Here is a 26,136-nt window from a genome sequence, read left to right as displayed (position 1 = left end):
AAGCAGGCCGGGGCGGAGCGGATCCGCCCGGTGCCTCCCGGGGGCCGGAAGAGGATCAGACGATCAACAGCACGGCGGGCGGTACCGGCCGCCGTGCGGCGACAGCAGCCAGGAGGCGGTTACCGGTGAAGTTCCGGGTGGAGCGTGATGTCCTCGCGGAGGCGGTGGCCTGGGCTGCCCGCAGCCTCCCCGCGCGGCCGCCGGTGCCGGTGCTGGCCGGCCTGCTGCTGACCGCCCAGGAGGGCAGCCTGGCGCTGTCCGGGTTCGACTACGAGGTGTCGGCCCGGGTCGAGCTGGAGGCGGACGTGGAGGAGGCCGGCACCGTCCTGGTCTCCGGCCGCCTGCTCAACGACATCTCGCGCAACCTGCCGAACCGCCCGGTGGAGATCTCCACCGACGGCGCCCGGGTCAGCGTGGTCTGCGGCACCTCCCGCTTCACCCTGCCGACCCTCCCGGTCGACGAGTACCCGGCGCTGCCGCAGATGCCGACCGCCACCGGCACCGTCCCGGGCGACGTGTTCGCCTCGGCGGTCAGCCAGGCCGCGGTCGCCGCCGGCCGCGACGACACCCTGCCGGTGCTCACCGGCGTCCGGGTCGAGATCAACGGCAGCGGGATCACCCTGGCCGCCACCGACCGGTACCGCTTCGCCGTCCGCGAGCTGCTCTGGAAGCCCGAGCAGGACGACGTCAACGCGGTCGCGCTCGTCCCCGCCAAGACCCTGCAGGACATCGCCAAGTCGCTGGGCAGCGGCGACCAGGTCAGCATCGCGCTGTCCACCGGCGGCGCGGGCGAGGGCCTGATCGGCTTCGAGGGCGCCGGGCGGCGGACGACCACGCGCCTGCTGGAGGGCGAGTTCCCCAAGTTCCGGTCGATCTTCCCGACCGAGTTCTCGGCGGTCGCCGCGGTGCAGACCCAGCCCTTCCTGGAGGCGCTCAAGCGCGTCTCGCTGGTGGCCGAGCGCAACACCCCGGTCCGGCTGAACTTCGAGCAGGGCGTGCTCACCCTGGAGGCCGGCTCGGGCGACGACGCGCAGGCCACCGAGCGGATCGACGCCGACCTGGAGGGCGACGACATCTCGATCGCCTTCAACCCGGGTTACCTGGAGGAGGGGCTCAAGGCGATCGACGCCGCGTACGCGCAGCTGAGCTTCACCACCCCGACCAAGCCGGCCCTGCTCACCGGCAAGCCCGCGGTCGACGCGGAGCCGGACGAGGCCTACCAGTACCTGATCATGCCGGTCCGCCTCTCCGGCTGACCGGCCGTCACCACCAGGGGCGCGAGGGGCGGACAGCCCCCGCGCCCCTGTGGCTGCCCGGCGCGCCCTCGGCGTCGGCGTAGGCTCAGTGGGTGCGGCAACGGCGCCGCCATCAGGCACGACACCACAGTGAAGGACTTGTCATGGAGCTCGGCCTCATCGGTCTCGGCAAGATGGGCGGCAACATGCGCGAGCGCATCCGCCGCGCCGGCCACACCGTCATCGGCTACGACCGCAACCCGGACCTCGCCGACGTCGACAGCGTCGAGCAGCTGGTCACCAAGCTGGAGGCCCCCCGCGTGGTGTGGGTGATGGTCCCGGCCGGCGGCCCGACCCAGGAGACCGTCGAGCACCTGGCCGAGCTGCTCTCCCCCGGCGACGTGGTGGTCGACGGCGGCAACTCGCGCTGGACCGACGACGTCAAGCACGCCGAGCTGCTCGCCGAGAAGGGCATCGGCTTCGTCGACTGCGGCGTCTCCGGCGGCGTCTGGGGCCTGGAGAACGGCTACGCGCTGATGTACGGCGGCGAGGCGGCCGACGTCGCCAAGGTCCAGCCGGTCTTCGACGCGCTCAAGCCCGAGGGCGACTTCGGCTCGGTGCACGCGGGCAAGGTCGGCGCCGGCCACTTCGCCAAGATGGTCCACAACGGCATCGAGTACGCGATGATGCAGGCCTTCGCCGAGGGCTGGGAGCTGCTGGAGGCGGCCCCCGAGGTCACCGACGTGCGCGAGGTGTTCCGCAGCTGGCAGGAGGGCACCGTCATCCGCTCCTGGCTGCTCGACCTCGCCGTCCGGGCGCTGGACGACGACGAGCACCTGGCCAAGCTCAAGGGCTGGGCCGCGGACTCCGGCGAGGGCCGCTGGACGGTCGAGGCCGCGATCGACCACGCGGTGCCGCTGCCCGCGATCACCGCCTCGCTGTTCGCCCGCTTCGCCTCCCGCCAGGAGGACTCCCCGCAGATGAAGATGATCGCCGCGCTGCGCAACCAGTTCGGCGGCCACGCGGTCGAGTCCAAGTAAGCAGCCCCGGACAGAAGGCGAGCGCAGTCCAGCCATGCACGTCGCGCACCTGTCGCTCGCCGACTTCCGTTCCTACGCCCGGGTCGAGGTCCCGCTCGACCCGGGCGTCACCGCGTTCGTGGGCCCCAACGGCCAGGGCAAGACCAACCTGGTCGAGGCGGTCGGCTACGTCGCCACCCTGGGCAGCCACCGGGTGGCCACCGACGCCCCGCTGATCCGGCTCGGCGCCGAGCGGGCGGTGATCCGGGCCAGCGTGGTCTCCCAGGGCGGCCGCACCACCCTGGTCGAGCTGGAGCTGACCGCGGGCAAGGCCAACCGGGCCCGGCTGAACCGCTCCGACAACGTCCGCCCGCGCGACGTGCTGGGCGTGCTGCGCACCGTGCTGTTCGCCCCCGAGGACCTCGCCCTGGTCAAGGGCGACCCGGGCGAGCGCCGCCGCTTCCTGGACGAGCTGCTGACCGCCCGGGCCCCCCGGCTGGCCGGGGTGCGCTCCGACTACGAGCGGGTGCTCAAGCAGCGCAACGCCCTGCTGAAGACCGCCGCGATGGCCCGCCGGGCGGGCGGCGGCAAGTCCGCCGACCTGGCCACCCTGGAGGTCTGGGACGGCCACCTGGCCCGGGCCGGCGCCGAGCTGACCGCCTTCCGGATCCAGCTGGTGGCCGCCCTGCAGCCGCTGGTCGCCGAGGCGTACCGGCAGCTCGCCCCCGGTGGCGGCGACACCGTCCTGGAGTACCGCTCCTCCTTCGAGGGCGAGCTGCCCACCAGCCGCGAGCAGGCCGAGCAGCAGCTGCTGGCGGCCCTGCAGGGCGCCCGCAAGCAGGAGGTCGAGCGCGGCCTGACCCTGGTCGGCCCGCACCGCGACGAACTGCTGCTGCGGCTGGGCCCGCTGCCCGCCAAGGGCTACGCCAGCCACGGCGAGTCCTGGTCCTACGCGCTGGCGCTGCGGCTGGCCTCGTACGAGCTGCTGCGCGCCGAGGGCGGGGAGCCGGTGCTGGTGCTGGACGACGTCTTCGCCGAGCTGGACGCCCGCCGCCGGGACCGGCTGGCCGAGCTGGTCGCCGGGGGCGAGCAGGTGCTGGTCACCGCCGCGGTGGCCGAGGACGTGCCGAAGGCGCTGCACGGCGCCCGGTACGGCGTCTCGGGCGGCTCGGTGGACCGGCTGACCCCGTGAGCCCCGGGAACCACGTAGCCTGGGCGGCTCGTCGGAACAGTTGTCCACAGCCTGGGGATGGAGCGTGATGGCGGAGGGGCCGGAGCTTTCGGGCGTGGACCTGGCCCGGGTGGCGCTGCGCGCCGCCAAGGAGCAGGCGCGGCAGCGCGGCGAGCAGGTGCGCGAGCGGCGGGAGGCCAAGCGGACCGGCCTGCGCAGCGGCGCCCGGGCGGACGGGCGGGACCCGGTGCCGCTGGGGGCCGCGCTGAACCGGCTGATCACCGAGCGCGGCTGGGAGGCCCCGGCCGCGGTCGGCGGGGTGATGGGCCGCTGGTCGCAGATCGTCGGGCCGGACATCGCCGCGCACTGCGAGCCGAAGTCGTACGCGGAGGACGAGGCGGTGCTCACCGTGCAGTGCGACTCCACCGCCTGGGCGACTCAACTCCGCCTGCTGGCAAGGCAGTTGGTGGCCCGGCTGAACCACGAGCTGGGGCACGGGACGGTCCGGGTGATCAAGGTGCTGGGACCGGACGCCCCGGTGCGCGGGTACGGGCGGCTGCGGGCGCCCGGGAGCAAGGGGCCGGGCGACACCTGGGGCTGAGCCGGACGGAGCGGACCGGGATCTTCCGGAATCGCTGGCGGCCCTGCCAGGCGCTCTGAGCCCCCCTGGCGAGTATCGGGACACGTCCCGAGGGGATTCAGGGCGGCACATCTGCCCTCAGAGGCTGCCAAACGCCCCTCTCTGTCGGTCGTACCGGTAGACTGAAGAGCAAACAACGTTGCGTGGAGCAACAGAGTCGAAACGCCGTGGTCGCACACCTGCCCGGACAGCCGGACGGGGGCGCGGCCCGCGCTGTGCCAGAGAGGGCGCTTCGTGGCCGATTCCGGCAACCCCAGCCAGACCCCAGACCCGTCCGACCAGAAGGCCTACGACGCCAGCGCGATCCAGGTGCTGGAGGGCCTCGACGCCGTCCGCAAGCGCCCGGGCATGTACATCGGCTCGACCGGTGAGCGCGGCCTGCACCACCTCGTCTACGAGATCGTCGACAACTCGGTCGACGAGGCGCTGGCGGGGCACGCCGACACCATCGGCGTCACGATCCTGGCCGACGGCGGCGTGCGGGTGGTGGACAACGGCCGAGGCATCCCGGTCGGCATCATGCCGGGCCAGGACAAGCCCGCCGTCGAGGTCGTGCTGACCGTCCTGCACGCGGGCGGCAAGTTCGGCGGCGGCGGCTACGCGGTCTCCGGCGGTCTGCACGGCGTCGGCATCTCGGTGGTGAACGCGCTCTCCACCCGCCTCGCGGTGGACATCCGCACCGACGGCGCCCGCTGGACGCAGGAGTACAAGTCCGGTGCCCCGACCGCCCCGCTGGCGCGGCACGAGGAGACCGAGGAGACCGGCACCACGGTCACCTTCTGGGCCGACCCGGACATCTTCGAGACCACCGTCTACTCCTTCGAGACGCTCTCCCGGCGCTTCCAGGAGATGGCCTTCCTCAACAAGGGCCTGACCATCGCGCTGACCGACGAGCGCCCCGAGCACCTGGACGAGGAGGGCAAGCCGCTCTCCGTCACCTACCGGTACGACGGCGGCATCGCGGACTTCGTGGCTCACCTCAACTCCCGCAAGGGCGAGGTGGTCCACCCCTCGGTGATCGACTTCGAGGCCGAGGACAAGGACAAGACGATCTCGGTCGAGATCGCCATGCAGTGGAACTCGTCCTACACCGAGGGCGTGTACTCCTTCGCCAACACCATCCACACCCACGGCGGCGGCACCCACGAGGAGGGCTTCCGGGCCGCGCTCACCGGTCTGATGAACCGCTACGCGCGCGACAAGAAGCTGCTCCGCGAGAAGGACGACAACCTCTCCGGCGAGGACATCCGCGAGGGTCTGACCGCGATCATCTCGGTCAAGCTCGGCGAGCCGCAGTTCGAGGGCCAGACCAAGGACAAGCTCGGCAACACCGAGGCCAAGACCTTCGTGCAGAAGGTGGTCAACGAGCACCTGGCCGACTGGCTGGACCGCAACCCCAATGAGGCCGCGGACATCGTCCGCAAGTCCATCCAGGCCGCCAGCGCCCGGGTCGCCGCCCGCAAGGCCCGCGACCTGACCCGGCGCAAGGGCCTGCTGGAGTCGGCCTCGCTGCCCGGCAAGCTCTCGGACTGCCAGTCCAAGGACCCGTCCGAGTGCGAGATCTTCATCGTCGAGGGCGACTCGGCCGGCGGCTCCGCCAAGCAGGGCCGCGACCCGCGCACCCAGGCGATCCTCCCGATCCGCGGCAAGATCCTGAACGTCGAGAAGGCCCGGATCGACAAGGTGCTGCAGAACACCGAGGTCCAGGCGCTGATCTCGGCCTTCGGCTGCGGCATCCAGGAGGACTACGACGCGGAGAAGCTGCGGTACCACAAGATCGTGCTGATGGCCGACGCCGACGTCGACGGACAACACATCCGGACGCTGCTGCTGACCCTGCTGTTCCGCTTCATGCGCCCGCTGGTCGAGGCCGGCTACGTCTACCTGGCGATGCCTCCGCTGTACAAGATCAAGTGGGGCCGGGACGAGTTCGAGTACGCCTACTCCGACCGCGAGCGCGACGCGCTGATCGCGGCCGGCGTCGAGGCCGGCCGACGGCTCCCGAAGGACGACGCGATCCAGCGCTTCAAGGGCCTCGGCGAGATGAACGCCGAGGAGCTGCGCGTCACCACCATGGACGCCGCGCACCGGCTGCTGCTCCAGGTCACCCTGGAGGACGCCGCCCGCGCCGACGACCTGTTCTCCGTCCTGATGGGCGAGGACGTCGAGGCCCGCCGCTCCTTCATCCAGCGCAACGCCAAGGACGTCCGCTTCCTGGACGTCTGACGTCCGCCCAGGATCGTTGAAAGGAAACTGACCACCAGTGGTCGACGACAACCGTCCGGACGGCGGCGAGCAGCCCGAGGACAGCACCATCCCCGCCCAGAGCGGCCACCGGGTCGAGCTCATCGAGCTCGAGACCGAGATGCAGCGCTCCTACCTCGACTACGCGATGAGCGTCATCGTCTCGCGCGCCCTGCCGGAGGTCCGCGACGGCCTCAAGCCGGTGCACCGGCGCGTGCTCTACGCGATGTACGACGGCGGCTACCGGCCCGAGAAGGGCTACTACAAGTGCGCCCGCGTGGTCGGCGACGTGATGGGCAACTACCACCCGCACGGCGACACCTCCATCTACGACACCCTGGTCCGCCTCGCCCAGCCCTGGTCGATGCGGATGCCGCTGGTCGACGGCAACGGCAACTTCGGCTCCCCGGGCAACGACCCGGCGGCGGCGATGCGCTACACCGAGTGCAAGATGATGCCGCTGGCGATGGAGATGATGCGCGACATCGACGAGGAGACCGTCGACTTCGCCGCCAACTACGACGGCCGGCAGCAGGAGCCGACCGTCCTTCCCTCGCGCATCCCCAACCTGCTGATCAACGGCGCCACCGGCATCGCGGTCGGCATGGCCACCAACATCCCGCCGCACAACCTGCGCGAGGTCGCCTCCGGCGCGCTCTGGGCGCTGGAGCACCCCGAGGCCTCCAACGAGGAGCTGCTGGAGGCCCTGATCGAGCGGATCAAGGCCCCCGACTTCCCGACCGGCGCGCTGATCGTCGGCCGCCGCGGCATCGAGGACGCCTACCGCACCGGCCGCGGCTCGATCACCATGCGCGCCGTGGTCGAGGTCGAGGAGATCCAGGGCCGCCAGTGCCTGGTGATCACCGAGCTGCCCTACCAGGTCAACCCGGACAACCTCGCCCTCAAGATCGCCGACCTGGTCAAGGACGGCCGGATCGCCGGCATCGCCGACGTCCGCGACGAGTCCTCCTCGCGCACCGGCCAGCGCCTGGTCATCGTGCTCAAGCGGGACGCGGTCGCCAAGGTCGTGCTCAACAACCTGTACAAGCACACCGACCTGCAGACCAACTTCGGCGCCAACATGCTGGCCCTGGTCGACGGCGTGCCGCGCACCCTCTCGCTGGACGCCTTCATCCGGCACTGGGTCGCCCACCAGATCGAGGTCATCGTCCGCCGGACCACCTTCCGGCTGCGCAAGGCCGAGGAGCGTGCGCACATCCTGCGCGCCCTGCTCAAGGCGCTCGACCAGATCGACGCCGTGATCGCCCTGATCCGCGCCTCGGAGAGCGCCGACGCCGCCCGCACCGGCCTGATGCAGCTGCTCGCCATCGACGAGCTGCAGGCCAACGCGATCCTCGAGATGCAGCTGCGCCGCCTGGCCGCCCTGGAGAGCGCCCGCATCCTCAGCGAGCACGACGAGCTCCAGGCCAAGATCAACGAGTACAACGCGATCCTCGCCTCGCCCGCCCGGCAGCGCGAGATCGTCTCCGAGGAGCTCACCGCGATCGTCGAGAAGTACGGCGACGAGCGGCGCTCCACCCTGATCCCCTCCGACGGCGACCTCTCCATCGAGGACCTCATCGCCGAGGAGGACATCGTGGTCACCATCACCCGCGGCGGCTACGTCAAGCGCACCCGCTCCGACCTCTACCGCTCGCAGAAGCGCGGCGGCAAGGGCGTGCGCGGCGCGCAGCTGAAGCAGGACGACATCGTCGACCACTTCTTCGTGACCACCACCCACAACTGGATCCTGTTCTTCACCAACAAGGGCCGGGTCTACCGCGCCAAGGGCTACGAGCTCCCCGACGCGGGCCGCGACGCCCGCGGCCAGCACGTGGCCAACCTGCTGGCCTTCCAGCCGGAGGAGCACATCACCCAGGTGATGGCCGTGCGCACCTACGAGGACAAGCCGTACCTGGTCCTCGCCACCCGCGGCGGCCTGGTCAAGAAGTCCCTGCTCAAGGACTACGACTCCCCGCGCTCCGGCGGCCTGATCGCGATCAACCTCCGCCAGGACGAGGAGGGCCGGGACGACGAGCTGATCGGCGCCGAGCTGGTCTCCGCCGACGACGACCTGCTGCTGATCTCCAAGAAGGCCCAGTCGATCCGCTTCAAGGCCACCGACGAGGCGCTGCGCCCGATGAGCCGGGCCACCTCCGGGGTGAAGGGCATGGCCTTCCGGGAGGACGACGAACTGCTCTCGATGAACGTGGTGCGGCCCGGCACCTACGTCTTCACCGCCACCGACGGCGGGTACGCCAAGCGGACCTCGGTTGACGAGTACCGTGTCCAGGGGCGCGGTGGTTTCGGTATCAAGGCGGCGAAGATCGTCGAGGGCCGGGGCTCGCTGGTCGGCGCCCTGGTGGTCGAGGAGAGCGACGAGATCATGGCCATCACGCTGTCCGGCGGCGTGATCCGGACCAGGGTTTCCGAAGTGCGTGAAACCGGACGTGACACCATGGGCGTCCAACTGATCAACCTCGGGAAGCGCGACGCGGTGGTGGGCATGGCCCGCAACGCGGAGGCCGACGAGGAGGAGGGCGCGGACGACGCCGTCGACGAGACGGGGTCCGCAACCCCCGCAGAGCAGGACGCGGACGGCACGCCCGAACAGGGCTGACGCCCGGACGCGCACCGTGGTGCCCGCCCCGCCCCCGGCGGAGCGGGCACCACGGGTTGAACCGCGGGCCACCGGGGCACGCGGCACAGGAGCACAAAACGGACCAGGACGGTGTGCCACCGTCCTGGCGGACGGTTCGGGAGGACCACGGTGAGCGGAGCCACGGGTGCTGGAGGTGCCACGGGCGGCCTGGCGGGCGGGCCGGGCGGAACCGCCCAGCAGCCCTACGGGGGTCAGACCCCGCCGCCCCCGCCGAGCGCCCCGCCCGCGGGCGGCTTCTCCCAGCCCACCACGTACGCCAAGGGCCAGCCCACCCCGCCGCGCGGCACCCGCGTCCCCGGCGCCCCGGGGGCTCCCGGCGGCCCCGGCGGCCAGCCCCGCCGTCCCGGCCCGCCGCCCTCCGGCGGCGGCACCGGCCGCACCCGCAAGGCCCGGCTGCGGGTCACCAAGGCCGACCCGTGGTCGGTGATGAAGGTCAGCTTCCTGCTCTCGCTGGCCCTCGGCGTGATCATCATCGTGGCCGCCGCGGTGCTCTGGATGACCCTCGACGGCCTCGGTGTCTTCTCCTCGCTGAACGGCACCCTGAAGGACGTCACCGGCAGCGGCAGCGACAGCTCCGGCGCCTTCGACCTGATGAGCTACATCGGGTTCGGCAAGGTGATGCTCTTCACCACCCTGATCGCCCTGGTCGACATCGTCCTGATGACCGCCCTGGCCACCCTCGCCGCCTTCATCTACAACTCCGCGGCGGGCTTCACCGGCGGCATCGAGCTGACCCTCGCCGAAGAGGACTGACCCCGCGCCGACCCGGGTCGGTCCGGCGGAATTCCCGGGGCCCCGGAGGCCGTTGACGCCTCCGGGGCCCTTCGCCGTCCCCGGGGCAATCGGGTGACCACCCGGCGCGCCGGGGTTTGCGCCGCGGCCCGCCGTGCACAGATGGAAGAACGGGAACGGTCCAGCGGGCCGCCCGGCCGCTTCCGGCGGTCACCGGGCGACCCGACGGGTACGACTGGTCGGAAGGTCCGTCATGGGGCAGCACGCACAGCAACTGGTCGGCGCGGTGGAGGAACTGCTCGGACGCCCGGTCCCCCTGCGGGTGCGCGCCTGGGACGGCTCCCAGGCCGGCCCGGCCGGCGCCCCCACCGTCGTCCTGCGCAACCGCCGCGCGCTGCGCCGCCTGCTCTGGGCCCCCGGCGAGCTCGGCCTGGCCCGCGCCTACGTCTCCGGCGACCTCGAACTCGCCCCCGACACCGACCTGTACGAGGTGCTGGCCGCCGTCACCGCCTTCGCCGAGGACCCGGCCGTCCCCCGGCCGCGGATCGGCCCCCGCGACCTCCTGGGCGCCCCCGGCCGCCGCCTGCTCACCACCGCCCTGCGGCTGGGCGCCGTCGGCCCGAACCCCGCTCCCCCGCCCGAGGAGGTCCGCCACCGCCGCGGCCGGGCCCACAGCCGCCGCCGCGACCGCGCCGCGATCAGCCACCACTACGACGTCGGCAACGACTTCTACCGGCTCGTCCTGGGCCCCAGCCTGGTCTACTCCTGCGCCTACTGGGAGCCTGCCGCCAAGAGCCTGGAGGACGCCCAGGCCGCCAAGCTCGACCTGATCTGCCGCAAGCTCGGCCTGCGCCCCGGCATGCGCCTGCTGGACGTCGGCTGCGGCTGGGGCTCCCTGGTCCTGCACGCCGCCCGCCACTACGGCGTCCGCGCGGTCGGCGTCTCCATCTCCACCGAGCAGGTCGCCCTGGCCCGGCAGCGGGTCGCCGAGGCGGGCCTCGCCGACCGGATCGAGATCCGGCTCCAGGACTACCGCGAGATCCCCGACGGCCCCTTCGACGCCGTCTCCAGCGTCGGCATGGCCGAGCACGTCGGCTCCGCCCAGTACCTGGTCTACGCCCGCCACCTGTACGAGCTGCTCGCCCCCGGCGGCCGCCTGCTCAACCACCAGATCGCCCGCCGTCCGCTGCCCCCCGGCGAGGAGTACCGGCTCTCCCCCTTCATCGACCGGTACGTCTTCCCCGACGGCGAGCTCTCCCCCGTCGGCACCACGGTCTCCCGGCTGGAGGAGGCGGGCTTCGAGGTCCGCGACGTCGAGGCCCTGCGCGAGCACTACGGCCGCACCCTGCGCGAGTGGGTCGCCAACCTGGAGGCGCACTGGCCCGAGGCCGTCGCCCTGGTCGGCCGGAACCGGGCCCGGGTCTGGCGCCTCTACATGGCCGCCTCCGCCGTCTCCTTCGAGCAGAACCACATCGGCATCAACCAGGTCCTCGCCGTCCGCCCCACCCCCGCGGGCGCCTCCGGCCTCCCGCCGACCCGCCCGCAGTGGCTCGCCGGGGCCGCCGGGGCCGCTGAGCAGCACCGCGAGCAGGGCCGTTCGGAGGGGGCCCGGGATACGGATTTGGGAGATCGGCCGTCGGTCCGCTAATCTTTCAGTGCGGCAAGGGCCTATAGCTCAGACGGTTAGAGCGCTTCCCTGATAAGGAAGAGGCCACAGGTTCAAGTCCTGTTAGGCCCACCGGCGCGAAGGCCCCGATCACCTGGTGATCGGGGCCTTCGACGTGTTGCCCCCGTTCCGCCCGTAACCCGTGCCCCGCCCGCTCGTTGGGCCCGGTGCGCAGAGGCAACACAGGGTGAGCTGACTCGAAACTGATGTGAAGTCGGGGATAGCCGGGCGACAGAACCGGCCATTGGGTGACGTGGGACGTAGCGCGACCTCTGCTCCGGCCGGCGGATGACCCGGCCCCGCCCGCCCCGGGCGACAGGGCGGTTCCCACGTCATGTCTTCGTTCACCCTGTGAGGCACCTCCCATGTCCATGGAAGCCGCGCTGCTCGAATCCAGGACGCTCCGAAGCGGCCTGTGCGAGCGCACCGAAGTCCTCGACGAGGTCAAGGCCCTCGTCCTGCTCCCCGACGGGCTGTACGTCACCACGCGGATGGTGGCGGACTACTTCGAGGTCCACGAGCCCGCGATCTACAGCCTGCTCCGCCGCCACCGGCAGGAGCTGGAGAGCAACGGGTTCACCGTCCTCAGGCCTGTGGATAACCCCGAGAACCAGACATTCAAAACGAATGGCTGGCAGGTCAGCGACCTGCAGGGGGGTGACCGGCGGTCCGACCGGGCCGAGCGACCGGTGCACCCTGTGGATAACCCCGAGAACCAGACCTTCAAAACGAAGGTCTGGCAGGTCAGCGGTGCCGGAGGAGGTGACGGAACCCCCTCCGGCCCCGTCCCGCCTGTGGAAAACCCCTACGACCGTCCGCAGGGCGGCGGCAACGGCGTGGCGCTCTACTCGCGGCGGGCCGTGCTGAACGTCGCGATGCTGCTGCGCGACAGCGAGGTGGCCCGGCGGGTGCGCGCCCGGCTGCTGGACGCGGTGGAGGCGGCGGTGCGGCCGGTGGTGGAGCCGCCGGTGGTGCACGCGTTCCGGGCGCGGCCGTGGCGGCGGTGGAGCGAGCTGCGGTGGGACGAGCACGAGGCGGGCCGGCGGGACCCGTCGGTGGCGGCCTGGCGGCGGCGGATCGACGGGCTGGAGCCGTTCGGGGCGTACCTGCCGGAGGAGGACGAGCCGGTGGTCCCGCCGTACGCGGAGGGGCCGGAGTACGCGTTCACGCTGGAGGACCTGCCGACGGTGGTCGGGGGCCTGGTGGTGTCGGTGGGGGCGGTCGAGCGGCGGCTGGAGGCCCAGGGGGTGGTGATCACCGCGATCGGTGAGCGGATCGCCCGGCAGGAGGTGCGGATCGACGTCGTGGACGCCCGGTTGGACGGCCTGGTCGAGGACGTCCGGGCGATCCGGCGCGACCTGGCCCGGCTGCGGCGGCGCCGGGGGTAGCCGGTAGCGGTCGGTCGTGCGCGCGGGCGTGTCGTCGGGCGGGAACGGCGGCGCGCCCGGGCGCGTTGTCGCGGGCATGGGAGTGTTCTGGGCGATGAGCCTGCCGGGCCTGGTCTGCGCGCTGGTGGTGCTGGCGTTCGTGGACCAGGTCGCGCTGCGGGCCAGCCGCAGTCGCTGGGTGCCCTGGCGCGGGTCGGGGCGGGAGGGGCAGGTCTCGGCGACCGGGTTCGAGCAGCTGCACGCCCAGTTCGCGGCCGGGAAGCAGGCCGAACTGGAGCAGCGGAAGACCACCCTGATGCTCCGGGACGAGGAGGGCGAGGGCGCCCCGCCGCGCTCGACGGTCGACCTGGACGGCGGGGTGGCGGTGATCCGGGCCGCGGGTCCGCGGTCCGAAGATCGCACTGATGGTGGGGTGTCAAAGCCGGTGGCGGATCGGTCGGTTGGCGGTGGCGGGGGCCGCTCTTGAACCGGTTACCGGTGTGTATCATCGGCCCCAGGGCGGTCTGCACCCTGACCGCTGGTTCGTGCTCCCCCATCCAAGCAAGCAAGAAGGACGAGGTCCCGCGGTGAAGAAGCTCCTCCTGGTCGCCCTGGTCGCCCTCGGCGGCTTCTTTGTCTACCGTCAGGTCCAGGCGGACCGCGCCGAGCAGGACCTGTGGACCGAGGCCACCGACCCGGTCCCCGCCGGCCGCTGAGCGCCGACTGACGAAGTCTTCCCGGGCCGGCCCGCGGAGCACGGGCCGCGGCCGGTCCGAAACCCGCGTGGGCGGCCGCCCGGGAGCGGGTAGGCTATCCCCCGTTGCTCGGGGCCTTAGCTCAGTTGGTAGAGCGCTGTCTTTGCATGGCAGATGTCAGGGGTTCGACTCCCCTAGGCTCCACAGTCGCCGAACGGCCCCCGACCTGGTTCCCCAGGTCGGGGGCCGTTCGCGTGTCCGGGGCCGGTCCGTGCCGGGGTCGCACGGTTCCGCCGAGCCGACTGCCGAGCCGCTTGAGGTGTTCCAGCCGTCGTCCTCGGCGAGGCCGGGTGCGGGTAGCGGAGGCTGCCGTGCGGGACGTGCCGGTCCGCCGCTGAGCGGGGCCGGACGCGGAACGGTCCCCGCCGCCGGGGGAGGCCCGGGGGCGGGGACCGCTGGGGTGTTCGCGCGGGTCCGGGGACGCGCTCAGTGCGGCTTGCGCGGGTCGTGCGGCTTGGGGCGGTCGTCGTCGGCGGGCTTGGCCTCGGACTTCGGCCCGTCGGCCGGGCCGGGCTCCTCGTGCGGGACGGAGCCGTTGAGCACGGCGCCGCCGACCGGGCGGCCCGCGGCGGTGCCGGGCGCGGCCGCGGAGGGCTCGGAGGTCGCGGTGGAGGGGGCGGCGACGGTGGACGGGGCCCCGGCCGGGGTGCCGTTCGGCGGGGTGACCGGAGCCGGGGGCTCGGTCAGCCACTCGGGGTTGTTCTGCTTGCGGTACCACTGCCAGGCCAGCACGCCGGTGCCGATGGCCAGCGTCCCGGCCACCGCGAGCCCGGTGGCCCACCCGTTGCGGTGCTGCTTCTTGGCGTTCTTCGCGGCCAGCGCGCTGATCTCGGCGGCGCTGACGTTGCCGTGCAGCGCGGTGACCGCCGCGGCGCCGCGGGTCTGCGCCTCCTGGGCGATCGGGGTGACGCTGTCCTTGGCGGCCTGGAAGGTCTCGACGACCTTGGGCGCCACGGTGGCCTTGGCGTGTCCGGCGGCCTGCCCGGCCGACAGCTTGGCGGCGAGCGCCGCCTCCTGGGCCCGGTGGACGGCGCGGAGCGCGGCCTTCTGGGTCTCCGGGGGGAGGCTGGTGAAGGCGTGCTCCAGGTGCGGGGCGAGGTGCTTGACGTACTGCACCCGGGCGACGGCCGCGGCGTGGCCCGCCCCGGCCTTGGCCTGCGCCCCGGCGGCCGCGGCCTTCGGGGCGAGCGCTTCCAGCTTGGGGCCGAGCACCTGCTTGGCCTCCTCCGCGTAGTGCAGGGCGGTCTCCTTGGCGGAGGCGGCGTAGGGCGCGACGGCGTCCTTCGCCCGTCCGGCGGTCTCGCGCGCGGTGTCCGTACGGCTCACGGGCTTCTCCTTCTCGGCGGGTGTCCGGCGTTGTCCGGTCTGCACCTTTCCACCTGATAGGAGATCATGCATCCCGTCCGGCCGCCGGGCACCTTCGGCTGAGCCGTCCGCGAGCCGCGTGGGATGATTCCTCGGATAGTCGTATGGAAGATTTTGAGGAAGGTGCTGTCGTGGCCGAGGAACTCACCGCCACCCTGAAGACCAACCACGGTGACATCGTGGTCCGGCTCTTCCCGAACCACGCTCCGAAGACCGTGGCCAACTTCGTCGAGCTGGCCGAGGGCACCCGCGAGTGGAAGAACCCGGAGACCGGCGAGCTGGCCGCCAAGCCGCTGTACGACGGCACGGTCTTCCACCGGGTCATCGAGGGCTTCATGATCCAGGGCGGCGACCCGCTGGGCAACGGCACCGGCGGCCCGGGCTACAAGTTCGCCGACGAGTTCCACCCGGACCTCGCCTTCACCAAGCCGTACCTGCTGGCGATGGCCAACGCGGGCCCGGGCACCAACGGTTCGCAGTTCTTCATCACGGTCGCCCCGACCACCTGGCTGACCCGCAAGCACACCATCTTCGGCGAGGTCGTGGACGCGGACAGCCAGAAGGTCGTGGACGCGATCGCCACCACCCCCACCACCAAGCCGTACGACCGCCCGGTCCAGGACGTGGTGATCCAGCAGGTCGTCATCTCGCGCGGCTGACGCGGACGTCGCGCCCGGCCGCCCCGCGCGGGCGGCGCGCAGTAGCCTGGGCGGTCCCGGCGGTGCCCCGTTCTCGGCGGTGGCGGCGCCGGGACCGTCTTCGTTGAGGGAGGAACAGCGGCGATGCATCCGGAGGAGCCCGGGCGGCCGACGCCGGCGGACGGACGGGGCGCGGGGAGCGGGCTGCCCGGCTGCTACCGCCACCCCGAGCGGGAGACCGGGGTGGGCTGCACCAGGTGCGGGCGCCCGGTCTGCCCGGAGTGCATGGTGCCCGCCGCCGTGGGCTTCCAGTGCCCGGACTGCGTGCACGGCACCGCCGCCCGCGAGGAGCGGGCCCGGCAGCGGCCCAGGACCTCGGCCGGGGCGCTGCTGGCGCTCGGCGACGGGGCGCTGGTCACCAAGGTGCTGATCGGGATCAACCTGGCGGTGTTCCTGCTCACCCAGTACCTGGCACCTGAGTGGCAGCTTCGGCTGGGGATGGTCAGCTGGGCGTCGGCGCCGAACCTGCCGGGGCGGGGTGGCGTGGCCCAGGGGCCGACGGAGTGGTACCGGCTGGTCACCGCGATGTTCGTGCACGCCGGGCTGCTGCACATCGCGACGAACATGTTCTCGCTCTGGGTGCTCGGACCGCAGTTGGAACGGGTGCTCGGCCGCCTCCGGTTCCTGGCCCTCTACCTGCTGTCCGGGCTGGCGGGCAACGCGTTCGCCTACCTGCTGGTCGGCGGGGAGATGTTCACGGTCGGCGCCTCCGGTGCGATCTTCGGCCTGCTGGGCGCCACCGCGGTGCTGTTCAAGGCGACCAGGACGCCGATGCAGCCGGTGATCGCGCTGCTGGTGGTCAACCTGGTGCTGAGCTTCGCGTTGCACGGGAACGGTCCGGCCGGATCCAACACGATCAACATCGACTGGCGTGCGCACGTCGGCGGCCTGGTGATGGGCGCGGCCGTCGCCATCGGCATGTTCTACGCCCCGCGGGAGCGCCGGAACCTGGTGCAGGGGCTGGCGGTGGCCGGGGGAGTGGCGGTGGTCCTGCTGATGCTGCTGGTCGGCACGGCGCGGCTGCCCGGCTGAGGTTTGTCCACAGCCGGGGCGCGCCCGTCGATTGGATTTCTCGGCTCTACGCGCGTTATGCTGCTGCGTTGCGAGTTATCCACAGGCCGGGCGGAGTTTTCCCCAGTGTGGACAACCCTGTGGATAAACGTTCGGACGCTCCGTCACGGCCCGCGCCCGGGCAGCCCGCGCACCGCCCCGGAGCGGGTGTCCGGAGCGGTGCGGGTGTCGCGCGGGTGCTGCGGTCAGCCGGTCCGCCGGGCGGGCGGGGCCGGTGTCACTTCCACTGCGTGGAGACGCCGAAGCCCGCCGCGATGAAGCCGAAGCCGACCAGGATGTTCCAGTTGCCCCAGCTGCCGACCGGCCAGTCGCCACTGGTCACGTAGTAGGTGACGATCCAGACCAGGCCGACCAGGAAGAACACCAGCATCAGTGGTGCCACCCAGCTCCGGCCGGAACTGATCTTCACGGCCGTCGCGGTGCTCGGGGGCGGCGTGTAGTCGGCCTTCTTGCGGAGTCGAGACTTCGGCACGAGGGGTTCTCCTGTCGATGCGCTGTGACCGCGCGGGTGGGTCAGCGTGGGCGGGCGGCAAATGGCGGGCCGGTCCGTACGGTTGGTCGTCCGCACATGCCACCGGCGTCCGTTAGCGTAGTGGCTCGCCGGGTCGTAAGGAGATAAGGGTACGGTGCCTGATTCCACGATTTCTTCGCCGTCCCCGACTCCGCGCCCCCGTCGCGGGCGAATTGTCGGACGTGCCCTGACCTGCACCGTCTTCGCCCTCGCCGGGCTGCTCTTCTACGTCAGCGCGCAGACCGCCCACGGCACCGACCTGCGCACCGACAACTCGCTGCTCAAGCTCAGCGACGTCATACAGCAGCGCTCCACCCAGAACCAGCAGCTCTCCGAGCAGGTCTCCGCGGACCAGGACCGGGCCGACCGGCTGGCCCGGCAGCAGGGGCAGAGCCCGGACGACGCCGCGAAGCTGGCCGAGCTGCAGCAGGCCGCCGGGCTGGACGCGCTGCGCGGGCCGGGGCTGACCGTGACCCTGGACGACGCCCCGCCGAACGCCACCGCCCGGATCCCCGGCGTCCCCGAGCCCGACGTCAACGACCTGGTGATCCACCAGCAGGACATCCAGGCTGTGGTGAACGCCCTGTGGCGGGGCGGCGCCGAGGGGATCCAGGTGATGGACCAGCGGCTGATCTCCACCAGCGCGGTGCGCTGCGTCGGCAACACGCTGCTGCTGCAGGGCCGGGTCTACTCGCCGCCGTACGTGATCCGCGCGGTCGGCCGGACCGAGGCGCTGCGCTCCGCGGTGGACGCCGACCCGACGATCCGCAACTACCTGGGCTACGTGGCCGCGTACGGGCTGGGCTGGAAGGTCCAGGAGAGCGGTGAGCTGACCCTGCCCGGCTACACCGGCTCCGCCGACCTGCGGGCCGCCTCCGCGCCCTGAGCCCTCCCGCCGTCCGTCGGCGGTCCGCCCGCCGCCGGTCCGCCCGCCGCCGGGCCGCCCGCACCGCGGGCGGCCCGGTTGCCCGGATACCCTCCTGGGCCGGGTGGTCGGGCGTCTACGCTTGTGCAGACCCGCAACACCGAGGAGCACCATGTACGGCTGGATCTGGCGGCATCTCCCGGGCCCCGCGCCGGTGCGCGCGTTGATCGCCCTGCTGCTCGTCCTCGGGGTGGTCTACGTCCTGTTCCAGTACGTCTTCCCGTGGGCCGAGCCGCTGCTCCCCTTCGGGAACGTGACGGTGGACCAGGGCAACGGCGGCTGATCCCGGCGCCGTTGCGAGCCAGTCCGTCCCCCGACGCACCCGTACCCCCAGGAGTAGCGATGACCTCCGTCGGCAGAGCGCCCCGGATCCTCGTGGTCGACAACTACGACAGCTTCGTCTTCAACATCGTCCAGTACCTGTACCAGCTGGGTGCGGTCTGCGAGGTGGTCCGCAACGACGAGCTGACCGTGGCCGACGCCCGGCCGCGGGCGGGCGAGGAGGGCTACGACGGGGTGCTGCTCTCGCCCGGGCCCGGCACGCCCGAGGAGGCGGGGGTGTGCGTGGAGATGGTGCACCACTGCGCGCGGACCGGGCTGCCGCTGTTCGGGGTGTGCCTGGGGCTGCAGTCGATCGCGGTGGCGCACGGCGCGGTGGTCGGGCGGGCGCCCGAGCTGCTGCACGGCAAGACCTCGCCGGTGCTGCACGAGGACGGCGGCGTGTTCGCGGGCCTGCCCTCGCCGCTGACCGCGACCCGCTACCACTCGCTGGCGGTCGACCCGGACACCGTGCCCGCCGAGCTGGTGGTGACCTCGCGCACCGACAGCGGCGTGATCATGGGGCTGCGGCACCGCGAACTCCTCATCGAGGGCGTCCAGTTCCACCCGGAGTCGGTGCTCACCGAGGGCGGTCACCGGATGCTGGCCAACTGGCTCGCCGAGTGCGGCTTCCCGGAGGCGGTGGGCCGCTCGGCCGGCCTCGCCCCGGTCATCGGCCGGAGCTGACGGGTGACCGCCGTGCGCCCGGAGGGGGGCGTCCCGGAGGAGCTGGGGGAGCCGGAGGAGTGGGGCGTCTACGAGGCCCCGGCCGAGCAGACCCTGAAGCTGCGGCTGTCCGACACCGCGGGCGCCGGAGCGGCACCCGGGTCGGTGCCCGGGGCGCGCCCGGCGGGCGGCCGGGCGGACCGCCGCCGGGGCGCGGGCACCGGCCGCCGCCGGGCCACCGGCAAGCGCACCGGGCCGCGGCCGCCGCGCCCCAAGGAGCGCAAGCGGGTGGTGCTGGCCCGGCTGCTGGGGGAGCTGTTCATCACCCTCGGCGCGGTGATGCTGCTGTTCGTCTCGTACCAGCTGTGGTGGACCAACGTGATGGCCGACCGGGACGCGGGCGCCGCCAGCGACAAGCTGGAGCAGCAGTGGGCGCAGCAGCCCGTCGCGCCGTCCGGCGGGGCGACCCCGGCCCCGCCGGGCACGTTCGAGCCCGGGCAGGGCTTCGCCATCATCCACATCCCGAAGCTGGGCCTGGACTACCCGGTCGCCGAGGGCACCGACAAGCAGAAGGTGCTCGACCACGGCCTGGTGGGCCACTACACGGGCACCGCGATGCCGTCCGACCCGGACGGCAACTTCGCGGTCGCCGCGCACCGCACCACGCACGGGCAGCCGTTCCGGAAGATCGGCCAGCTGGTGCCGGGCGACAAGGTCGTGGTGGAGACCGCGACCTCCTACTACACGTACGAGGTGGCGGGCGGCATCCCGGAGACCCCGCCGAGCAACGTGACGGTGCTGCAGAAGGTCCCGAAGGGCTCGCCGTTCACCGCGCCGGGCCGCTACCTGACCATGACGACATGCACGCCGGAGTTCAGTGCCCGGGGAAGGCTGATCGTCTTTGGCAAGATGGTCGAGGAACGGCCGAGGAGCCAGGGGCAGCCGGAGGCGCTGACCGGGCACCACTGAGCAGCGAGGCACGGCACCATGGGCACAGCCATTCGGGGCGGGCGGCGGCGCGGACGGCTGGGGACGGCCCTGGGGCTGCTGGGGGAGTTGCTGATCACCCTGGGGCTGGTGCTGGCCCTGTTCGTCGGGTACTCGCTGTGGTGGACGGACGTGGTGGCCGACCGGGCCGCCGGGCGGGCGGGGGACCGGCTGCGGCAGACCTGGTCCGCCCCGGCGGCGCCCCCGGGGGGCACCACCGGCGCCGCCCCGGCGCCGCAGTACGCGGCGGGCGACGGGGTGGGCTTCCTGCACGTCCCCGCCTTCGGCCGGGACGACCAGACGCTGATCCGGATGGGCACCACCGCGGAGGTGCTCGACGAGGGCGTGGCGGGCGTGTACGAGGAGCCCTACCGCTCGGCGATGCCCTGGGACGCGGAGGGCAACTTCGCGCTGGCGGCGCACCGGGACGGGCACGGCGCGAAGTTCCACGACCTGGACAAGCTGGCGGTGGGCGACCCGGTGGTGGTGGAGACCAAGGACGCCTGGTACGTCTACAGGGTCGCCGGGACGCTGCCGCAGACCTCCAAGTACGACGTGGGCGTGGTGGCGCCCGTCCCCGAGGGCTCGCCGTTCACCGGCCCGGGCCGCTACCTGACGCTGACCACCTGCACGCCGGTGTACACCTCCCGCTACCGGATGGCGGTCTGGGCGCAGCTCGTCCGGGTCGACCCGGTGGACGCGAAGCGCACCCCGCCGCCCGAACTGCGCTGACCGGGCGTCAGGACGGCCGAGGGGCCGCACCGTTCGCAGTGGACGGTGCGGCCCCTCGGCGTCGCTGCTGCCGCGGTTACGGCTTCGGGTCCTCGGTCTTGGGCGTGGACTGCGTGACCAGGGTGACCCGGTCGACGCCCGGGGTGAGCGGGGTGCCCGCCGGGACGCTGGTGGCCACCACGGTGGCGTTCGGGTCCTGCGGGCCGGAGATCTGGTAGCCGATCTTCATGCCGTCGAGCTGCTTGGTGGCCTGGCCGAGCTTGACGTTCTGCAGCGGCGGCATGCTCACCTTCTCGGCCAGCTGGCCGATCGTGAGGGTGATCGCGGTGCCCTGCTTGGCCTGGGTGTTCTTCAGGCTCTGGTCGAGGACCTGGCCGGCCTGGGTGGGGTCGGTGACGGTCCGGTTGGTCGGCGTGACGGTGAAGCCCGCGGTGGTGAGGATCTGGGTGGCCTCGTCCTGGGCCTTGCCGATCACGTTCGGCACGGGGACCTTCTGCTGGCCGGAGGAGACCGTCAGGGTGATCGTGGTGCCCGGGGCGGCCTTGCCCTTGACGTCCTGCGAGACGACCTTGTCCTGGTCGACCTTGTCGTCGTTCGCGTAGGTGACCTTGACGTCGAATCCCTGGTCCTTGAGCGCCTTGGTCGCGGCGTCCTTGGACTGGCCGGAGACGTCCGGGACGTCGACCTGGGCCGCGGCGGCGGCCAGGTGCACGGTGATCGTGCCGTCCGCGGCCATCGTGCCGCCGGCGGCCGGCTCCTGGGTGCAGACCTGGTCCTTCTGGACCTTGGTGTCGGGGCAGGTGGCGGCCGGGGCCCCGGCGACCACCTTGAGGGTGGGGCTCTGCGCCTTCGCCGCGTTCTCGGCGTCGGCCAGCGAGAGCGCGGACAGGTTCGGGACGCCGGTCTTCCCGGCGGTGGCGCTGCCGCTCTTCAGCATCGACTGCACCACGAAGAACGCGCCGACCAGGACCAGCACCGCCGCGACGGCGAGCACGATCCAGGAGGTGTTGCTCTTCTTCGGCTGCTCCTCGCGCCGACGGCTGCCGCGGCCCTCGTAGCCGTTGTCGTAGCCGTCCCCGCCGTTGCCGCCGTAGCCGTTGTCCTGGTAGCCGCCGTACGGGGCGGGCTGCTGGTTGCCGACCGGCGGCAGCACGGTGGTCGGGCCGCCGCCCTGCTGGGGCAGCACGTTGGTCCGGCCGTACGGGTCGTACTGGTTGCCGCCCTGGTCGTAGCCGTACCCGGCGGCGCCCATGCCGTAGGCCGCCTGCTGGGCGGCGTTGACCGGCAGGCCGTCGAGGAAGCGCTCGATGTCCTCGCGCATCTCGTCGGCGGACTGGTAGCGGTAGTCCCGCTCCTTGGCGAGCGCCTTGAGCACGATCGCGTCGATCTCGGGGCGCACCTCGGGGTCGTACGAGGACGGCGGCGCGGGCTCCTCGCGGACGTGCTGGTAGGCCACCGCGACCGGCGAGTCGCCGACGAACGGCGGCCGCACGGTGAGCAGTTCGTACAGCAGGCAGCCGGTGGAGTACAGGTCGGAGCGGGCGTCGACGGTCTCGCCCTTGGCCTGCTCGGGGGAGAGGTACTGGGCGGTGCCGATGACCGCGGAGGTCTGGGTCATCGTCATGCCGGCGTCGCCCATGGCGCGGGCGATGCCGAAGTCCATCACCTTGACGTTGCCCTGCCGGGTCAGCATCACGTTGGCGGGCTTGATGTCGCGGTGCACGATGCCGGCCCGGTGCGAGTACTCCAGCGCCTGCAGGATGCCGATGGTCATCTCCAGCGCCCGCTCGGGCAGCAGCCGCCGCCCGGTGTGCAGCAGCTCGCGCAGGGTGGAGCCCTCGACGTACTCCATCACGATGTACGGGATGGAGATCCCGTCGATGTAGTCCTCGCCGGTGTCGTAGACCGCGACGATGGCCGGGTGGTTCAGCGAGGCCGCGGACTGCGCCTCGCGGCGGAACCGGGCCTGGAAGGACGGGTCGCGGGCCATGTCGGTGCGGAGGGTCTTCACGGCGACGGTGCGGCCGAGCCGGGTGTCGTGGCCGAGGTACACCTCGGCCATGCCACCGCGCCCGAGGACGCCGCCGAGCTCGTACCTGCCGCCTAGGCGACGAGGCTCTTCCATATCTCCGACCCTCTCCCCCACCGGTCGGTGAGGATGTGACGTAGGTGTCCCCGCACGCTCTCTTCGGACGCGTCGGCCGCGGCCGCGGTTTCACGGTCGAGGCCACGATCTCCGGCCGCGGGTACACCCGCTGCTGGCGGATACGCTACCGGGCGAACCTGAGCGGACCCGAGCAGGCCGTCAGCTGAGACCAGACCGGTACCGACCGGGACCGTCCCATTGTGACAATTCCGGCCGCCGAGCGAGCCCCGGCGGCCGGAATGTGACGCATGCGACCGGCCTACTTGCCGAGCGCCGCCTGCATCATCGACTTGGCGATCGGCGCGGCCAGCGAGCCGCCGGAGATCTCGGAGCTCTGCGCGGCGCCGTCCTCGACCACCACCGCGACCGCGACCTGCTTGCCGGAGGAGTCCTTGGCGTAGGACACGAACCAGGCGAACGGCTTGCCCGCGTTGTCCTGGCCGTGCTGCGCGGTGCCGGTCTTGCCGCCGACCGTCACGCCCGGGATGTTCGCCCGCCTGCCGGTGCCGTCCTTCACCACCGCTTCCATCATCTGCTGCAGCTTCTGGGCGGTGGCGGGCGAGACGGCCTGGCTCATCTGGTGCTCGGAGTGGGTCGAGATGGCGTGGCCGGGCGCGCCCTCCTGGGCGACCAGGTACGGCTGCATCAGCGAGCCGTTGTTGGCGATGGCCGCGGCCACCATGGCCATCTGCAGCGGGGTGGCCCGGGTGTCGTGCTGGCCGATGGCGTCCATCGCGGTGCCGTCGGGGGAGGAGCCGCTGGGGTAGTAGCTGGCGGCGGCCCGGATCGGGACGTCCACCTTGTCGTTGTTGAAGCCGAACTTCTCGGCCTGCGCACGCAGCGCGTCCCGGCCGAGCTCGGCGCCGAGCTTGCCGAACACCGTGTTGCACGAGATGGCCAGCGCCGAGGTCAGGGTGGCGTTCTCGCAGTCCTCGTCCGGGCTGTCGTTGACCAGCGGGGTGCTGGTGCCGGGCAGGATGTACGTCTCCGGGGTCTCGGTGGCGTCGCCCGGGTTCTTGTACTTGCCGGTCTCGAACGCGGTGGCCGCGGTGACCAGCTTGAAGGTCGAGCCGGGCGGGTAGGTCTGGCGCAGCGCCCGGTTCAGCAGCGGCTGGTTCGGGTCGTCCTTCAGCGCGTTGTAGGCGGCCGAGTCGGCGTCGGTGCCGCCGGCGAAGGTGCCCGGGTCGTAGGACGGGGTGGAGACCAGCGCCAGGATCGCCCCGGTGTTCGGGTCGATCGCCACCGCGGCGCCCTTCCGGTTGCCGAGGCCCTCGAAGCCGGCCTTCTGCACCTTCGGGTCGATGGTGGTGACCACGTCGCCGCCCTGCTTGGGCTTGCCGGTCAGCATGTCCAGGGTGTTGCGGAAGAACAGCCGGGAGTCGGTGCCGGAGAGCACCGGGTCCTCCAGCTTCTCCAGCTGGGTGGCGTCGAAGATCTGCGAGGAGTAGCCGGTGACCGGGGCGTACACCGGCCCGTCGATCCAGGCGCGCTTGTACTTGTAGCGCAGGCCGTTGACGAAGTCGGACTTGGTGACCGGCTGGCCGCCGACGATGATGTTGCCGCGCGGGGTGGCGTACCGGTCGTACTTCGTCCGCTCGTTGTGCTTGTTGTTCGCCCAGGCCGAGGCCTGCACGCCCTGCACCCAGTTCACCCGGACCATCAGCGCCAGGATCAGCACCAGGCAGAAGATCGACACCCGGCGGATCGGCTTGTTCACGAGGACGCTCCCCTGCTCTGGCCCGGCGCGCCGTACCCGGGCGGCCCGAACCGGTCGGGACCGGCGGGCTCCGGGATGGCCGGGGCGGGTTCGGCGGTCGGTTCGGCGGCCGGGCGGCGGGCGGTGTCGCTGATCTTCATCAGGACGGCGATCAGCGCCCAGTTGGCGACCACCGAGGAACCGCCCTGGGCCAGGAACGGCATCGTCATGCCGGTCAGCGGGATCAGGCCGGTGACGCCGCCCGCGACCACGAAGACCTGCAGCGCGAACGCCGAGCTCAGGCCGACCGCCAGCAGCTTGCCGAACGGGTCGCGGGCCGCCAGCGCGGTGCGCAGGCCGCGCTGCACCACCAGGCCGTAGACCAGGAAGATCGCCATCAGGCCGGTCAGGCCCAGCTCCTCGCCGAACGAACCGAGGATGAAGTCGCTCTTCGCCGCGAACTGGATCAGCCAGCTGCGGCCCTGTCCCAGCCCGGTGCCGACGGTGCCGCCGGAGCCCAGCGACATCAGGGTCTGGCCGATCTGCTCCGAGGAGTCCTTGGGGTGGTTCGGCGCGAACGCTGCCATCGGGTCCAGCCAGGCGTTGATCCGGGTCTTCACGTGCGGCTCGCTGGTGGCCACCAGCGCGGCGCCGCCGAAGGACATCAGCAGACCGAAGACGATCCAGCTGGTCCGCTCGGTGGCGACGTACAGCATCACCACGAACAGGCCGAAGAACAGGAAGGACGTGCCGAGGTCGGTCTCGAACACCAGGATCATGATCGACAGCAGCCAGACCACCACGATCGGCCCGAGGTCGCGCCCGCGCGGCAGGTACAGGCCCATGAACTTGCGGCTGGCCAGCGCCAGGGCGTCCTTCTTCACCATCAGGAAGCCGGCGAAGAAGATGGTCAGGATGATCTTGGCGAACTCGCCGGGCTGGATCGAGAAGGACCCGAAGCGGATCCAGATCTTCGCGCCGAAGTCCTCCTTCCGGGACGGGAAGAAGGCCGGTGCGGCCAGCAGCACCAGCGCCACCACCATCGAGATGTAGGTGTAGCGCTGCAGGATCCGGTGGTCCTTGAGCAGCCACATCACGCCGATGAACAGCGCGATGCCCAGGCCCGACCACATCAGCTGGTTGGTGGTCGCCGGGAAGTTGTTGCTCAGCAGCTTGCCGGCCTTGTCGAGCCGCCAGATCATCACCAGGCCGAGCCCGTTCAGCAGCGTCGCCAGCGGCAGCAGCAGCGGGTCGGCGTACGGGGCGAAGCGGCGCACCGCCAGGTGCGCGACGCCCGCCAGCACGCCCAGGCCCAGGCCGTACGCGAGGATGTTGGCGGGCAGCGTGCCGTCCATCGCCAGGCCCACGTTGGCGTACCCGAAGACCGGGACGGCCACCGCGAAGAGCAGCATCAGCAGCTCGGTGTTGCGCCGGTTCGGGACGGTCTCCGCGGTGCTGCCGCGTCCGGTCGCGCGGCGGCGTCCGGCGGCGGGCGTGCGGCCGCCGCTCACGTCGAAGGTGCTCATGCCT

General features: G+C 72.2%; 24 protein-coding genes and 2 tRNA genes. 21 read left to right on the top strand and 5 right to left on the bottom strand.

The features are described 5' to 3' along the window. Nucleotides 1-125: 125 nt before the first annotated feature. From dnaN to QSK52_RS04695, 13 genes are all read left to right on the top strand, one after another. Nucleotides 126-1,256 (top strand): DNA polymerase III subunit beta, encoded by a 1,131-nt coding sequence (gene dnaN / locus QSK52_RS04755; RefSeq protein ID WP_285733882.1) that lies wholly within the window; start codon nt 126-128, stop codon nt 1,254-1,256. A 92-nt stretch (nt 1,257-1,348) separates the two neighbouring features. Next, a complete protein-coding gene (gnd, locus tag QSK52_RS04750; protein ID WP_435053156.1) occupies nt 1,349-2,275 on the top strand; it encodes a phosphogluconate dehydrogenase (NAD(+)-dependent, decarboxylating) in 927 nt (308 codons plus the stop codon). Between the two features lie 34 nt (nt 2,276-2,309). Next, nucleotides 2,310-3,446 carry a DNA replication/repair protein RecF gene (gene recF, locus QSK52_RS04745; protein ID WP_285733878.1) on the top strand — a complete coding sequence of 379 codons (1,137 nt, stop codon included), beginning with the start codon at nt 2,310-2,312 and terminating at the stop codon, nt 3,444-3,446. Nucleotides 3,447-3,513: 67 nt separating this feature from the next. Then, nucleotides 3,514-4,026 carry a DUF721 domain-containing protein gene (locus tag QSK52_RS04740; RefSeq protein WP_033254171.1) on the top strand — a complete coding sequence of 171 codons (513 nt, stop codon included), beginning with the start codon at nt 3,514-3,516 and terminating at the stop codon, nt 4,024-4,026. A gap of 273 nt (nt 4,027-4,299) precedes the next feature. Beyond that, on the top strand, nt 4,300-6,291 hold the full coding sequence (gyrB, locus tag QSK52_RS04735) for a DNA topoisomerase (ATP-hydrolyzing) subunit B (protein WP_285733876.1): 1,992 nt from the start codon (nt 4,300-4,302) through the stop codon (nt 6,289-6,291). A gap of 37 nt (nt 6,292-6,328) precedes the next feature. After that, nucleotides 6,329-8,929, top strand: a complete 2,601-nt coding sequence (gene gyrA, locus QSK52_RS04730; RefSeq protein WP_435053155.1) for a DNA gyrase subunit A — start codon at nt 6,329-6,331, stop codon at nt 8,927-8,929. Between the two features lie 150 nt (nt 8,930-9,079). Beyond that, nucleotides 9,080-9,724, top strand: a complete 645-nt coding sequence (locus QSK52_RS04725; RefSeq protein ID WP_285733875.1) for a DUF3566 domain-containing protein — start codon at nt 9,080-9,082, stop codon at nt 9,722-9,724. A gap of 232 nt (nt 9,725-9,956) precedes the next feature. Beyond that, nucleotides 9,957-11,351, top strand: a complete 1,395-nt coding sequence (locus tag QSK52_RS04720) for an SAM-dependent methyltransferase (protein ID WP_285733873.1) — start codon at nt 9,957-9,959, stop codon at nt 11,349-11,351. A 16-nt stretch (nt 11,352-11,367) separates the two neighbouring features. Further along, a tRNA-Ile gene (locus QSK52_RS04715) sits at nt 11,368-11,441 on the top strand. A gap of 293 nt (nt 11,442-11,734) precedes the next feature. Then, a complete protein-coding gene (locus QSK52_RS04710) occupies nt 11,735-12,757 on the top strand; it encodes a hypothetical protein (protein ID WP_285734452.1) in 1,023 nt (340 codons plus the stop codon). A gap of 76 nt (nt 12,758-12,833) precedes the next feature. Continuing rightward, on the top strand, nt 12,834-13,223 hold the full coding sequence (locus QSK52_RS04705; protein ID WP_352230268.1) for a DUF6191 domain-containing protein: 390 nt from the start codon (nt 12,834-12,836) through the stop codon (nt 13,221-13,223). 100 nt (nt 13,224-13,323) lie between these two features. Further along, complete coding sequence (locus QSK52_RS04700; protein ID WP_014137031.1) at nt 13,324-13,452, top strand: DLW-39 family protein; 129 nt, start codon at nt 13,324-13,326, stop codon at nt 13,450-13,452. Between the two features lie 110 nt (nt 13,453-13,562). Continuing rightward, a tRNA-Ala gene (locus tag QSK52_RS04695) sits at nt 13,563-13,635 on the top strand. Nucleotides 13,636-13,917: 282 nt separating this feature from the next. Here QSK52_RS04695 and QSK52_RS04690 read toward each other — a convergent pair. Beyond that, entirely contained in the window at nt 13,918-14,817 is a 900-nt protein-coding gene (locus tag QSK52_RS04690; RefSeq protein ID WP_285733871.1) for a DUF5324 family protein, read from the bottom strand. Nucleotides 14,818-14,987: 170 nt separating this feature from the next. Here QSK52_RS04690 and QSK52_RS04685 point away from each other — a divergent pair, with 170 nt between their 5' ends. Next, the gene (locus tag QSK52_RS04685) at nt 14,988-15,515 is read left to right on the top strand and encodes a peptidylprolyl isomerase (RefSeq protein WP_285733869.1); all 528 of its coding nucleotides are present in this window, start codon (nt 14,988-14,990) and stop codon (nt 15,513-15,515) included. A 123-nt stretch (nt 15,516-15,638) separates the two neighbouring features. Beyond that, nucleotides 15,639-16,586 (top strand): rhomboid family intramembrane serine protease, encoded by a 948-nt coding sequence (locus tag QSK52_RS04680; RefSeq protein WP_285733867.1) that lies wholly within the window; start codon nt 15,639-15,641, stop codon nt 16,584-16,586. Between the two features lie 256 nt (nt 16,587-16,842). On the opposite strand, the gene crgA is transcribed toward QSK52_RS04680, so the two are convergent. Beyond that, the gene (crgA, locus tag QSK52_RS04675; RefSeq protein WP_285733865.1) at nt 16,843-17,097 is read right to left on the bottom strand and encodes a cell division protein CrgA; all 255 of its coding nucleotides are present in this window, start codon (nt 17,095-17,097) and stop codon (nt 16,843-16,845) included. Nucleotides 17,098-17,251: 154 nt separating this feature from the next. Here crgA and QSK52_RS04670 point away from each other — a divergent pair, with 154 nt between their 5' ends. From QSK52_RS04670 to QSK52_RS04650, 5 genes are all read left to right on the top strand, one after another. Next, nucleotides 17,252-18,022 (top strand): DUF881 domain-containing protein, encoded by a 771-nt coding sequence (locus QSK52_RS04670; RefSeq protein ID WP_285733863.1) that lies wholly within the window; start codon nt 17,252-17,254, stop codon nt 18,020-18,022. Nucleotides 18,023-18,173: 151 nt separating this feature from the next. After that, nucleotides 18,174-18,344 (top strand): hypothetical protein, encoded by a 171-nt coding sequence (locus QSK52_RS04665; RefSeq protein WP_033254177.1) that lies wholly within the window; start codon nt 18,174-18,176, stop codon nt 18,342-18,344. A 59-nt stretch (nt 18,345-18,403) separates the two neighbouring features. After that, nucleotides 18,404-19,066, top strand: a complete 663-nt coding sequence (locus QSK52_RS04660) for an aminodeoxychorismate/anthranilate synthase component II (protein WP_285733861.1) — start codon at nt 18,404-18,406, stop codon at nt 19,064-19,066. 3 nt (nt 19,067-19,069) lie between these two features. Next, nucleotides 19,070-20,014, top strand: coding sequence for a class E sortase (locus QSK52_RS04655; protein ID WP_285733859.1), 945 nt, complete (start codon nt 19,070-19,072; stop codon nt 20,012-20,014). Nucleotides 20,015-20,032: 18 nt separating this feature from the next. Next, entirely contained in the window at nt 20,033-20,764 is a 732-nt protein-coding gene (locus QSK52_RS04650) for a class E sortase (protein WP_285733857.1), read from the top strand. Between the two features lie 76 nt (nt 20,765-20,840). Here the strand turns inward: QSK52_RS04650 and pknB are convergent, their stop codons facing one another. Next, entirely contained in the window at nt 20,841-22,889 is a 2,049-nt protein-coding gene (pknB, locus tag QSK52_RS04645; RefSeq protein WP_285733855.1) for a Stk1 family PASTA domain-containing Ser/Thr kinase, read from the bottom strand. A 44-nt stretch (nt 22,890-22,933) separates the two neighbouring features. Between pknB and QSK52_RS04640 the strand changes: the two genes are divergently transcribed. Next, entirely contained in the window at nt 22,934-23,077 is a 144-nt protein-coding gene (locus QSK52_RS04640) for a hypothetical protein (protein WP_285733852.1), read from the top strand. 92 nt (nt 23,078-23,169) lie between these two features. Here QSK52_RS04640 and QSK52_RS04635 read toward each other — a convergent pair whose 3' ends face one another. Next, complete coding sequence (locus QSK52_RS04635) at nt 23,170-24,627, bottom strand: peptidoglycan D,D-transpeptidase FtsI family protein (protein ID WP_285733850.1); 1,458 nt, start codon at nt 24,625-24,627, stop codon at nt 23,170-23,172. Beyond that, complete coding sequence (locus tag QSK52_RS04630) at nt 24,624-26,132, bottom strand: FtsW/RodA/SpoVE family cell cycle protein (protein ID WP_285733848.1); 1,509 nt, start codon at nt 26,130-26,132, stop codon at nt 24,624-24,626. The genes QSK52_RS04635 and QSK52_RS04630 overlap by 4 nt, the downstream gene beginning before the upstream one ends. Nucleotides 26,133-26,136 lie beyond the last annotated feature (4 nt).

The sequence above is a fragment of the Kitasatospora phosalacinea genome, assembly GCF_030268885.1.
Lineage (GTDB): Bacteria > Actinomycetota > Actinomycetes > Streptomycetales > Streptomycetaceae > Kitasatospora > Kitasatospora phosalacinea_C.
This window is presented reverse-complemented; position numbering and strand designations above follow the sequence as displayed.